The organism is Streptomyces sp. SP18CS02, assembly GCF_036322365.1.
Taxonomy (GTDB): domain Bacteria; phylum Actinomycetota; class Actinomycetes; order Streptomycetales; family Streptomycetaceae; genus Streptomyces.
Window position 1 is genome coordinate 1 of record NZ_JAQYXC010000256.1, and the last position, 12,046, is coordinate 12,046.

Below are 12,046 nucleotides of genomic sequence, written 5' to 3' on the forward strand. Positions count from 1 at the left end.
CCGCGGTCCGCGCAAGAGATGGAGACATGACCAGCATGGCCACGAGGACGGACACGCGGTCGCCCGCGCCGCACGATGCCGACATCCACGACCTGATCCGCGTGCTCGGCGCGCGGGTGAACAACCTCAAGGACGTCAGTGTCGAGATTCCGAAGCGCCGGCTGACGGTCTTCACCGGCGTCTCCGGCTCCGGCAAGAGCTCGCTGGTGTTCGGCACCGTCGCCGCCGAGTCGCAGCGGCTGATCAACGAGACCTACAGCGCCTTCGTACAGGGCTTCATGCCGACCCTGGCGCGGCCCGAGGTCGACGTGCTCGAGGGGCTGACGACCGCGATCGTCGTCGACCAGCAGCGTCTGGGCTCCGACCCCCGCTCCACGGTCGGCACCGTCACGGACGCCAACGCGATGCTGCGCATTCTCTTCAGCCGGCTCGCCGAGCCGCACGTCGGCCCGCCCGGCGCGTACTCCTTCAACGTCGCCTCGGTGTCGGCGAGCGGCGGGTTCCGCGTCGACCGGGGGGCGGACAAGACCAGGACGGAGAAGGTGACCTTCAGCCGCACCGGCGGCATGTGCATCCGCTGCGAGGGGCGCGGCTCGGTCTCCGACATCGACCTCACCCAGCTCTACGACGACACCAAGTCGATCTCCGAGGGCGCGTTCACGATTCCCGGCTGGAAGTCGGACAACGTCTGGACCGTGGGGATATACGCCGAGTCGGGCTTCCTCGACCCGCACAAGCCCATCCGCAGGTACACGAAGAAGGAGATGCAGGACTTCCTCTACCGTGAGCCGACCAAGGTGAAGGTCAACGGAGTCAACCTCACCTACGAAGGTCTGATCCCCAAGATCCAGAAGTCGTTCCTGTCCAAGGACAAGGAGGCGATGCAGCCGCACATCCGGGCCTTCGTGGAGCGTGCGGTCACCTTCACCGACTGCCCGGAGTGCGAGGGCACCCGGCTCAGCGCCGCGGTCCGGGCGTCGAGGATCGGCACGCTGTCCATCGCCGACGCCTGCGCGATGGAGATCCGCGACCTCGCCGAGTGGGTCCACGGGCTCGACGAGCCGTCGGTGGCGCCGCTGCTCACGGCGCTCGGCCAGACCCTCGACTCGTTCGTGGAGATCGGCCTCGGCTACCTCTCGCTGGAGCGGCCCTCGGGCACGCTGTCGGGCGGCGAGGCGCAGCGCGTCAAGATGATCCGGCACCTCGGCTCCTCCCTCACCGACGTGACCTACGTCTTCGACGAGCCCACCGTCGGCCTGCACCCCCATGACATCCAGCGGATGAACGGGCTGCTGCTGCGGCTGCGCGACAAGGGCAACACGGTGCTCGTCGTGGAGCACAAGCCGGAGGTGATCGCGATCGCCGACCACGTCGTCGACCTCGGCCCCGGCGCCGGCACGGGCGGTGGGACGGTCTGCTTCGAGGGCACCGTCGAGGGGCTGCGGGCCGCCGACACCGTCACCGGCCGGCATCTCGACGACCGGGCCTCCCTGAAGAAGACGGTGCGTGAGCCCAACGGGACGCTGGAGATCCGTGGGGCGACGGCGCACAACCTGCGGGGCGTCGACGTGGACATCCCGCTCGGGGTGCTGACCGTCGTCACGGGTGTCGCCGGCTCCGGCAAGAGCTCGCTCGTGCACGGGTCGATCCCGGCCGGCGCGGGCGTGGTGTCGATCGACCAGGGCGCGATCCGCGGCTCGCGACGGAGCAACCCGGCGACGTACACCGGACTGCTCGACCCGATCCGCAAGGCGTTCGCCAAGGCCAACGGCGTCAAGCCGGCGCTGTTCAGCGCCAACTCGGAGGGAGCCTGCCCCCATTGCAACGGTGCCGGTGTCATTTACACCGACCTGGCGATGATGGCCGGCGTCGCCACCACCTGCGACGAGTGCGAGGGGAAGCGGTTCCACGCGTCGGTCCTCGAACACCACCTCGGCGGCCGCGACATCAGCGAGGTGCTGGCGATGTCGGTGACCGAGGCCGAGGAGTTCTTCGGCACCGGCGAGGCGCGCACACCGGCCGCGCACCGCATCCTCGGCAGGCTCGCCGACGTCGGTCTCGGCTACCTCAGCCTCGGCCAGCCGCTCACCACGCTGTCCGGCGGCGAGCGGCAGCGGCTCAAGCTGGCCACCCACATGGCCGACAAGGGCGGCGACCGCCCTGTCTACGTGCTCGACGAACCGACCGCCGGCCTCCACCTCGCCGACGTCGAGCAGCTGCTCGGTCTGCTCGACCGGCTCGTCGACTCCGGCAAGTCGGTCATCGTCGTCGAGCACCACCAGGCGGTCATGGCGCACGCCGACTGGATCATCGACCTCGGTCCGGGCGCCGGCCACGACGGCGGCCGGATCGTCTTCGAGGGGACGCCCGAGGACCTCGTCGCGGCCCGCTCCACCCTCACGGGCGAGCACCTCGCGGCCTACGTCGGCGGCTGACCGGGCCCGGGCCCGGCGGCCACCGGGCGGGGCGGGTCCGGCCGGAACGGAGAACCCGCCCCGCTGCTCCCCGGCAGGCACCGGAGGCCGGGTCAGGCCGGTGAACCCCAGGCCGTCGTGAGACCTTCCAGCCAGGCGGGCGGCAGTTCGGCCGCGTCCCACTCCTCGCGCAGTGCCGAAGGTGCGGCGGCGAGACGTTCCAGTACGGCGACGCTGGTGGGGGAGTGGATGAGCGAGTAGCGCCCATGGATGGCGATGGTGCTGCCGGGTCCGTACCGCGCGTAGAGCCGCTCCAGGCGTTCGCGGCCGGCCGAGGCGAACTCCGTCAGGCGCCCCGCGTAGGCGGCCCGTTGCCTGAGGGTCATCGTGCCGAGGACCGCCGTGAGCACCTGTTCGGAGACGTCGGGGTCGAGGTCGGAGACCTCGGTGAACGAGAGGTAGAGCGGCATGACCGCCACCTTCGCCCGCTCCACCTCCATCCTCCCGACGGGAGGACGGGCGTCCGGAGAGGCCGACGGATCGGAGACGACGGCGAGCCGCAGCGCTCGTTCGGCGAGGCCGTCGAGTTCGTCGGTGACGAGCCGGGCGCCGTCGAGCCACCCGGACTCGTACAGTTCGCCCTTCTCCTCCGGGGCGCTCCGGGCGATCCGGCCGATCTTCTGGTGGGCAAGGGCGAGCGCACCGGCCTCGACGAGCCCGATCAGCTCCTCGGCGTCACCGGAGAAGACCCCCGCCCGGCCGAGGAGCTGAAGGAGCGTGCTCTTCGCGTTCAGGACGCTGACCGCGTCCAACTGCTGCCGTCCTTCTCCGGCGGCGTTCATGGGGTCCTCCTCATCGCATGGGCAGAGTGGTGCGTGTACGCGGAACGCTCCGTTCGAGGATTCAACGCTCGGTGGCCGTGCTGAGCTCCCCTTCGGGCGTGGCGTGCGTGTCTTCCGGCGTCTCCGGTACTCGGCGGGCGAGACTCTATGCCCGCCGCGCTTCGCGCGGCGCGCGACCGTGCCGCGCGGAACGGCGAAGTGCCCCTGCCGCGCTGCGCGACAGACCTCCCCGCCCGGGCCGCGAGGCGCACGCACCGTGTGCCCGGCCCTGCCCGGACTTCGGATCTCACGACCACATCATCGGTCACCGCCGAGGAGGCCACGGCGCTCGTCGCCTCCTTCGGTCCGGACGACGACTGCCACGCCGTCGCATGGACGCCCCCGCACCTCGTCGGGGCCGGCCCCGACCCTGTGCCTGCCCCGATCCGCCCGTGCCTGCCCCACCCTGTGCCTGCCCCGATCCGCCCGTGCCTGCCCCACCCTGTGCCTGCCCCGACCCGGGGCCGGATGCCGACGAGCGGCACAGGCGGCTCCACGACCGGGCGGTGTACGCGGATCCGACCGCGGGGACGTGGCGGCGCGGCGAACCACCGGATGCCGGTGCGGTCTTCCGCCTCCGCACGTGGCCCGTCGCCGTTGCCCTCGCACGGCGCTTCCGGACGTGACGCACGTCACCTTAGGGCGTGTCACATCGGGCCGAGCGCCCTCCGTCCTGGATGTGTAGCCACCGACAACGGCAGAGGAGCACATCATGGACGCCCGTTTGAACGTCTTCGGCAGCCCGACCGCGGGCAAGTTCCTGAAGCACATCGTCTCGGCGGGCAAGGTCCTCTCGGACTCGCCCCTGCCGGTCGTGACGCAGGAACTGGTGAAGATCCGCGCCAGCCAGATCAACGGCTGCGGCTTCTGCACCGACATGCACACCAAGGAGGCCTCCGCCGCGGGTGAGACCCCGACGCGGCTGCACCTGGTCGCGACGTGGCGGGAGGCGACGGTGTTCACCGAGGCCGAGCGCGCGGCGCTGGAGCTGGCGGAGCAGGGCACCCGTATCGCCGACGCGGCGGGCGGGGTGACGGACGAGGCCTGGGCGAACGCCGCCAAGCACTACGACGAGGAGCAGCTCAACGCCCTGGTGTCCCTGATCGCGCTGATCAACGCGTTCAACCGGGTGAACGTCATGATCCGGCAGCCGGCCGGCGACTACCGGCCCGGTCAGTTCGCCTGAGGACCTTCGTCCGGATCCCGCCGGGCCCGGGTGCCCCGGCGGGATCCGGACGAGGGGCGACGGCCACCCGGGCTCGGCCCGCAGCCCCGGGCCATCCCGTGCCGGCCGTCCCCGGAGCTCCGGGCGGCGCTCCCGTGCCGACCCCGAGATGCCGGCACGACGGACCGGCACGACGGACCGGCTGGAACGCCGGCATCCCACCAGCAGCCTCACCTCGATGGCCACGGCTGACCCGGCCCGGCCGGGCCGGTGGCCCGTCCTCAGGGAGGCGGATCCTGCGCGCCGGGGGACGGCTCGCGGCCGCCGCCGTGATCGTCGGGCTGATCGTCGTGGCCGCCTCCGGGCACGACGGCGGGCGGACCGCTCGCCGTCGGAGGCCCCGGTGACGGCCCCGCACGATCACGAGCCGGAGTGATCCGTACCGCTCGTCACAGAGGGCCGGCGTCACCCGCAGCCGCGTCCTGGCCGGGCAGGAAGGTGACATGGGGAGCGCCCGTCCTCGGGTGCACGACGACTTCGCCCGCCACGCCGTACACGTCCCGCAGCATCTCCGGGGTGAGCACCTCGACGGGCGGGCCCGATGACACGATCGAACCCTCACTGAGGATGTAGATGCGGTCGCAGTAGTAGGCCGCCAGATTCAGATCGTGCAGGGCCACCAGCACCGTGGCGGGCAGGCGCCGCAGCAGGCCGAGCACCTGCAACTGGTGCCGGACGTCGAGGTGGTTGGTCGGTTCGTCGAGCACCAGCAGCGACGGCTGCTGAGCCAGCGCACGGGCGATCAGCACCCGCTGGCGCTCGCCTCCGGAGAGCCGGTCGAACGGGCGCCCGGACAGCTCCGCCGCGTCCACCGCCGCCAGGCAGGACACGATGAGCCGGGCGTCCTCGGCGGTGTCGCCGTCGAGCAGCCGCTTGTGCGGGGCACGCCCCATCGCCACGATGTCCCGCACCGTCAGGTCGAAGTCCGCGCCCGGTTCCTGCACGACGGCGGCCATCGTACGAGCCAGCTTCCGCGTCGGCAGGGACCAGGCGTCGGTTCCGTCGACACGTATCCGGCCCGAGTCGGGACGCAGGACGCGGTAGACGGCGCGCAGCAGGCTGGACTTGCCGCTGCCGTTGGGCCCGACCAGACCGATCACCTCGCCCGGCGCCGCCGTCAGTGAGACGTCCCGTACCAGTCGACGGGCACCGGCGCTGAGGGTCAGCCCGTCGACGGTCAGCTCTGCCGCTGTCACACCGCTCCCCGGTCGTCGTTCCGCCGGGCGTCCCGGCGCATCATCCAGAGGAAGAACGGACCGCCGCACAGCGCGGTCAGCACTCCGACTGGTATCTCCATGGGGGCCGCGAGCGTACGGGCCGCGATGTCGGCCCAGACGAGGAACACCGCGCCGGCCAGGGCCGCCGTCGGCAGGACCCGGCGATGGTCACCGCCGACGAACAGCCGCACGATGTGCGGCAGCATCAGCCCGACGAACCCGATCGGTCCGGCCGCCGCGACCAGGACGCCCGTGACCAGCGACAGCAGGACGAACATCCGGGCACGGAAGCGGGCCACATCCAGTCCCATGGTCGTGGCGGCCTCCTCGCCCGCCAGCAGCAGGTTCAGCGAACGGGCCTGCAGGAGCAGGACGCCGACGCCGACCACCAGGGCTGCGGCGGGAAGCCACAACGTCCCCCACTGGACGCCCCCGAGACCACCGAGCGTCCAGGCGAGCACCTCACGCGCCTGATTGCCCCGGTCGGCCGTCAGCAGCAGCAGGTCCATCACCGCCGTGAGCACCGCCGCGACCGCCACCCCCGACAAGACCAGCCGGATCGATGTGATCCGCCCGCCGGCCCGAGCCGTGGTGTACACCAGCAGCAGGGTGAGGAGGGCGCCGGTGAACGCGGACGCCGACAGGGAGACGGCACCGAACAGGGTGACCCCGGAGACGATGACGGCGACCGCTCCCAGCGACGCTCCCGAGGACACCCCGAGCAGATAGGGCTCGGCGAGCGGGTTGCGGACGAGTGCCTGCATGGCCGCGCCCACGACGGCCAGCCCGGCACCGGTCACCGCTCCCAGCAGCACCCGCGGCGCCCGCACATCGAGCACGATCGTCTCGCGCGCCCGGGTCCAGCCCGGTTCCGTCGAGTCGGCGCCCAGGGCGTGGCTCACGATGCCCCAGACCTCTCCGGGCGGCACATGGACCGAACCGATGCCCAGGCCCGCCGTGACGGAGACGATCAGCAGCGCACCGAGGAGCAGCAGGGCCAGGGGGAAGGCGGCTCCCCTGCCCGGCCGGTCCCGGGGAGGGACGGCCGGCGAGGCCGGCGAGGACGCCGAGGCCGGTGAGGCCGGTGGTGCGAGACGCCCTTCCTGCCCGGTCCGCGCGGAGGCGGTCACCTGAACCGGCCGGGGTGCAGCTGACGGGCGAGGTCCTCGACGGCGTACGGGGGCCGGACACCGACGAGGGTGGCGGTCAGCGGCAGCACCACGAACCGCTTGTTCTTCACAGCGGGGACGTCGGCGAGGGCGGGCTGGGAGAGCAGGAACCTCTTCTTCCGCTCCACGCTGCCGGCGCCGGCGTAGTCGTAGATCGCGATGACCTCGGGCCTGCGCTCGACGACCTGCTCCCACGAGGCGTCGCCGAAGACCTCGTCCAGGTCGGCGAAGACATTGCGCCCGCCGGCCAGTCGGATGATCTCGGTGCCCAGGCTCCTGCCGCCGGCCGTGAAGGGGGCCTTGTCGCCGCTGTCGTACACGAACACGGAGACGGGCGGCTCGCCCTTGACCGCCGCGCTGCTCTTCCCGATGCGTCCCCGCAACTCGGCGACCAGCTTCTCCGCACGCTCCCGCACGCCGAAGACCTGGCCGATCGTACGGATCTCCTCGTAGGTGTCCCGCATGGACACCTGCTTCTTCCCGCAGTACTCGCGGTTGAGGTAGGTGTCGATGCCCGCGTCCGCGAACGCCTTGCGCGAGCGGCCCTCGTTCTGGGCGAAGGCGCTGCCGTAACCGCCGTAGACGAGGTCCGGTTCGGCTTCCAGGACGGCCTCGAAGGAGGGTTCCTTCTCCGCCAGTTGCGGTACGGCCTTGAAGTCCTCCTCCCACTGGGGCAGGACCGCGGAGTCGGGGAAGGCGGTGCCGACCATCCTGTCCTTCAGACCCAGGGCCAGCAGGAGCTCGGCCGGGTGCTGGTGGATGGTGACCACCCGGGAAGGCGGTTCGTCGTACGTCGTGCGCGTTCCGCAGTTGTCGATGGTGACCGGGAATCCCGGAGCGGAGCGGGAGGCCCCGGCGCCGCGCCGGTCATCGCGCCCGTCCGGGCTGCCGCATCCGGCCAGCAGGGTCGCGGACAGCGCGATCGCGAGTCCCGTACGGCGCATGACGCCGCGCCGCCTCGTGGGCAGGGGAGAAGTAAGGCATGGGGTGCCGTGGTACACGTAAAGCCTCCTGCGGAGTCCGCGCTCCTTGGAACGGGCCCGCGACAGGCCAGTGTCCTGACTCCCGGATCGTCGTTCGTCCTCCTGCCTTCCCACGCCGCGCGCAGTGGCTTCTCGAAGGGACGCACTCCCCGGTCACAGTGGCGGGACCGTGCCGGAATCGCACCGGCTTCCTGTCTCCCGTCGCGGTGGTGACCAGGTGATATTACGATCCCTTGAGCGAGAGGCAAAAGGGCGTGCGGCGCAACCCCGCGCGCCCCGACATTCCGTCAGCCCTGGCGTCCGCCTCGACGTACCGCCGCGGAACGGCCGGGCCCAGCCCGGGCAGTCCGAAACGGGCCGTCAGTTCCGCGCCGACCGGCATCCGGGTGTCGGTGGAACCGATCAGCCCGTTCAGTGCCGGCGTACGGCCGAGCTCGGCGTGGACCGCCTCCGTGTCGAAGGTGTCGATCACCACCACGTCGAGGGGATCGGCCGGGAGCCGTTCGAGTTCATGGGCGTAGCAGGAAGGATCACAGGCCAGCAGCCGCAGGCGTTCCCCGAGTGACCGCGCACCTGGATGACGGAGGCGCCCGCCGAACGGCCCCCCGCGGCCGGGAACGCACACGTCCGGGCCACCGCCGCGCGGGTCAGCCGGCAGCAGGGTCCGGCACGAGGTGCTCCCCGCCACGGGACGTCCCGCGCGCGAAGGCCGCGTCGGCCGCCGCCGGGCCGAGCAGGGACCGGCAGGCCGACCACACCCGATCGACGTCGTGCCGTTCGGCGTCCGGCAGCGGCGCGCCGACCGAGACGCGGGCCGCGTGCGCGGCGCCCAGCAGTCCGGCGGCCCGCTCCCCGGCACCGCCGGCCGCCGCCGCGCCCGCCAGGCCCTCCCACGCCAGCGCGAGCGCCCGTACGTCACCCAGCTCGCGCGCCACCGCCAGCCCCTCGGTGTGCAGCTCGCGGGCACGGGACGGCTCGCCCCTCAGCTCGGCCGTGAAACCGAGCTCGGCGAGGGCAAGGGCCGTACCCGGCCCGTATCCCGTGGCACGGAACCAGGCCAGGACGCTGTCCATATGGGCCTCCGCCTCATCGAGATCCCCCGTGCGCCGCGCGATCATTCCCAAGCCGATCCGGGCATCGGCCTCTCCGGCGGCATGGCTCTGCTCCCGCGTCAGCTTCCAGGCACGGGCGTGCAGCTCCCGGGCCGCCGAGCGGTCGCCCGTGAGGAAGGCGAGCCGCCCCAGCGCACACAGTCGCTTGGCTGCCTCCGTCCACCACCCGAACTCCTCGGCGAGGGCGAGCCCTTCCTCGTGCAGCCGGACCGCCCTCGGATGGTCGCCGGCGATCTCGTGCAGCTTCGCCCGCGGGAACACCGTCTGCGACAGGCCCCAACGGTCTCCCAGCGTGCCGAACAGCCGGGCGCTGCGTTCGGCGTCGCGGCGCACTCCGTCGAGGTCGCCGTGCGCCAGGGCATGCCGGGCCCGCACGCTCAGGGAGGCCGCCGTTCCCCAGGTGTGGCCGAGCTCTTCACAGGCGGTCAGGGCCCGTTCGGTGAGCTCCTCGCCCGTGGCCACTTCTCCCGCGCCCATCTGGGAGGAGGCCAGGAACCACAGCGCGGTGGCCCTCGCCCACGGGTCGTGCGCCGACACCTGCGGCGCGTCGAGGGCGTCGACCGCACCCCGGATCTCCGCCTCACCGGTGGCCGGCGAGGCGCCTTCGCCCAGGGCGAGGCCCGTCCGCCACGCGGCCGCCGACGCGACGGCGGCGGCCCGCTCCGGCTCTTCTCCCGGCCGGCCCGGGATACCGCGTTCCGCGGTGAGGCACGCGTCGAGGAGCCTCCCCGCCACGGCCGGCCTGCCCCGAAGCAGCCAGTACCAGGTCAGCGCGCGGGCAGCCCGCAGCGCCTCCACCACCGCCCCTCGTGACAGCGCCTCCTCGACCGCCGGGCGAAGGTCGGCCTCGGCCGCGTCCAGCCGTGTCAGCCACTGCCGTTGTCGGGGGCCGCGCAGGAGCGGCTCCGCCCGCAGCGCCAACTCCCGGTGATACGCGCCGTGCCGGGCCCGTGCGTCCGCTTCCTCCCCGGCCTCCCGCAGCCGCTCCACGGCGTAGTACCTGACGGACTCCAGCAGCCGGTACCGCGTCCCGTCCGGACGGTCGACCAGGACGACGAGGGACCGGTCCGCCAGTCGGGCCAGCACCTCCGGAACATCGGTGGGCGTCATGTCCGGGCCCGAGCAGACGGCGCGGGCGGCCGCCGTCGAGGCGTCTCCCGCGTGCACGGACAGCCGGCGCAGCACCGCCTCCTCGGCGGGGTCGAGAAGCGCCCAGCTCCAGTCGATCACCGCACGCAGGGTCCGCTGGCGTTCGGGTACCCCGCGCAGTCCCCGTGAGAGCAGGGCGAACCGGTCGTCCAGCCCCGCCAGCAGACCGTGCACCCCCAGGGCCCGGGCCCGGGCGGCCGCCAGCTCCAGGGCGAGGGGCAGACCGTCCAGCCGGGCACACAGGGCGGCGACGGCCGCCGCGGCCTCGGGCGGGGCGAGTGCGGCGGCCGGCAGCCCGGAACGCAGGGTGAACAACGCGACGGCATCGGCCGGCGCCAGCGGCCCCAGCTGGTGCACCGCCTCCCCGGCCAGCCCGAGCGGCTCCTGACCGGTCGCGAGGACCGACAGCCCGGGCGCCCCGGGCAGGACCGCCGCGAGCAGTCCGGCGACCGCGTCGGTGAGGTGCTCGCAGTTGTCGAGCAGCAGCAGGATCCGCCGCTCGCGCAGGGCGCCCGCCAGCAGCTCCACCGCGGACGCCTGCTCCCGGTCCGCCCCGGTGGCGGGCTGGCGTACACCCAGGATCCCGAGCACGGTCCCGGCCACGGCCTCGCAGGACGAGCCCGCGGGAAGCGGGGCGAGCTCGGCCGCCCAGACCCCGTCCGGGTAACGGTCGGCCGCCAGGGCCGCGCACTCGCCGGCCAGACGGGTCTTGCCGACGCCGCCGGGCCCGGTCACGGTCACCACCCGGGAGTGCTCCAGCAGAGCCTCCACGCCGGCGAGGTCGGACGCCCGGCCCACGATCCGGGTGAGCGGCGCGCGCGGTCGGCCGCCCCCTGCCGCCGCTCCGGCATCCGATGCCGCCCGAGGAGCGGTCGTGGCACGATCCGCACCCCGGTGCGGGTCCCGTCGGGCGTCGTCCGGCCCCGGTACGGCCCCGCCCGCTTCCCCGGCCCGGTCCTCGGTCCCGCGTTCGGTGACTGTCGTTCCGGCGGCACATGGGGCCGCCGCGTCCACCCTCGGCCCGAAAACGCGCTCCACGTCCGCGTCCTGCCGAAGAATCGCCTGTCGCAGCGCCGTCAGCGTGCTGCCGGGTTCCAGCCCCAGGTCCCGTACCAGCCGCCCGCGCAGGTCGTCGTACCCTGCCAGGGCCTCGGCCTGCCTGTCCGCCCGGTACAGGGCCCGCAGCTGTACGGCTCGCAGCCGCTCGCGGAGCGGATGGGCGGCGACCAGCTCGTCCAGCTCGCCGAGGACCGCGTGCTGCTCGCCGAGATGGACCCGCAGGTCCAGCAGCTCCTCCAGCGCGGCCAGGCGCTCCTCCTCCCACCGCGCCGCGGCGGCGCGCACCGACGGGTCGCCGGTATGGCCCGCGTACGCCTCCCCGCGCCAGATCGCCAGGGCCTGGCGCAGCAGGTCCGCCCGGGGACGCGCCGCCGGCGTCCCGGACCGCGCCCGTGCGGTCAGCCCGGCGAACCGATCCGCGTCGAGTTCCCCCGACGCCAGTCGCAGGCGGTACCCGCCCTCGTCATGCGCGAGCCGCGCGCGCCCGCCGCCGGGCTCGGCCCGTTCGAGAGCGGCCCGCAGCCGGGAGACCTGCCCCTGGAGGCTGCTGTAGGGGTGGACCGGTGGCTCCGCGTCCGGGACGCCCCACAGGGCGTCCACCAAACGGTCGGCGGAGACCGGCCGTCCGGGCGCCACCAGCAGCCTGGCCAGCAGGCTGCGCGCCTTCGCCCCGGTCACGGTCACCGGCTTTCCGTCGGCCGCCCGGATCATCAGCGGCCCCAACACCCCCACACGCATGACGATCACCCTAGGGGGTGTCCCGGCCGTCCCGCTGGCCCTCGCGATCCTCCCGGGCCGGTCCGGACCGCTCACCGATGGGTGGTGGACCGGCCGGTG

The 12,046-nt window shown here is 73.3% G+C and carries 8 protein-coding genes and 1 riboswitch; of the genes, 2 read left to right on the forward strand and 6 right to left on the reverse strand.

Annotated features, from left to right (window positions below; genetic code table 11):
• The first annotated feature begins 35 nt into the window (after positions 1–35).
• The gene (locus PUR26_RS05280; RefSeq protein WP_329869833.1) at positions 36–2,435 is read left to right on the forward strand and encodes an excinuclease ABC subunit UvrA; all 2,400 of its coding nucleotides are present in this window, start codon (positions 36–38) and stop codon (positions 2,433–2,435) included.
• Positions 2,436–2,527: 92 nt separating this feature from the next.
• On the opposite strand, the gene PUR26_RS05285 is transcribed toward PUR26_RS05280, so the two are convergent.
• Positions 2,528–3,256: a hypothetical protein gene (locus PUR26_RS05285; protein ID WP_329869677.1), complete on the reverse strand. Its 729-nt coding sequence runs from the start codon at positions 3,254–3,256 to the stop codon at positions 2,528–2,530.
• Positions 3,257–4,007: 751 nt separating this feature from the next.
• Here PUR26_RS05285 and PUR26_RS05290 point away from each other — a divergent pair.
• Positions 4,008–4,481, forward strand: coding sequence for a carboxymuconolactone decarboxylase family protein (locus PUR26_RS05290; RefSeq protein ID WP_329869679.1), 474 nt, complete (start codon positions 4,008–4,010; stop codon positions 4,479–4,481).
• A gap of 428 nt (positions 4,482–4,909) precedes the next feature.
• On the opposite strand, the gene PUR26_RS05295 is transcribed toward PUR26_RS05290, so the two are convergent.
• The 5 genes from PUR26_RS05295 to PUR26_RS05315 all read right to left on the reverse strand — a co-directional run bounded on the left by PUR26_RS05295 (position 4,910) and on the right by PUR26_RS05315 (position 11,947).
• Complete coding sequence (locus PUR26_RS05295; protein ID WP_329869680.1) at positions 4,910–5,716, reverse strand: ABC transporter ATP-binding protein; 807 nt, start codon at positions 5,714–5,716, stop codon at positions 4,910–4,912.
• On the reverse strand, positions 5,713–6,867 hold the full coding sequence (locus PUR26_RS05300; protein WP_329869682.1) for a FecCD family ABC transporter permease: 1,155 nt from the start codon (positions 6,865–6,867) through the stop codon (positions 5,713–5,715). Before PUR26_RS05300 ends, PUR26_RS05295 begins: the two co-directional genes overlap by 4 nt.
• Positions 6,864–7,850, reverse strand: coding sequence for an ABC transporter substrate-binding protein (locus PUR26_RS05305; protein WP_329869685.1), 987 nt, complete (start codon positions 7,848–7,850; stop codon positions 6,864–6,866). The genes PUR26_RS05300 and PUR26_RS05305 overlap by 4 nt, the downstream gene beginning before the upstream one ends.
• Positions 7,851–7,937: 87 nt before the next feature.
• Positions 7,938–8,118, reverse strand: a riboswitch (cobalamin riboswitch).
• Positions 8,113–8,514, reverse strand: coding sequence for a hypothetical protein (locus PUR26_RS05310; RefSeq protein WP_329869687.1), 402 nt, complete (start codon positions 8,512–8,514; stop codon positions 8,113–8,115). (Overlaps the previous riboswitch by 6 nt.)
• 22 nt (positions 8,515–8,536) lie before the next feature.
• The gene (locus tag PUR26_RS05315) at positions 8,537–11,947 is read right to left on the reverse strand and encodes an AfsR/SARP family transcriptional regulator (RefSeq protein WP_329869689.1); all 3,411 of its coding nucleotides are present in this window, start codon (positions 11,945–11,947) and stop codon (positions 8,537–8,539) included.
• Between the last annotated feature and the right edge of the window lie 99 nt (positions 11,948–12,046).

Coding starts and splice junctions, on each gene's coding strand:
- PUR26_RS05280 (WP_329869833.1), top strand. CDS start 36: ATGGCCACGAGGACGGACACGCGGTCGCCCGCGCCGCACGATGCCGAC.
- PUR26_RS05285 (WP_329869677.1), bottom strand. CDS start 3,256: ATGAACGCCGCCGGAGAAGGACGGCAGCAGTTGGACGCGGTCAGCGTC.
- PUR26_RS05290 (WP_329869679.1), top strand. CDS start 4,008: ATGGACGCCCGTTTGAACGTCTTCGGCAGCCCGACCGCGGGCAAGTTC.
- PUR26_RS05315 (WP_329869689.1), bottom strand. CDS start 11,947: ATGCGTGTGGGGGTGTTGGGGCCGCTGATGATCCGGGCGGCCGACGGA.
- PUR26_RS05305 (WP_329869685.1), bottom strand. CDS start 7,850: ATGCGCCGTACGGGACTCGCGATCGCGCTGTCCGCGACCCTGCTGGCC.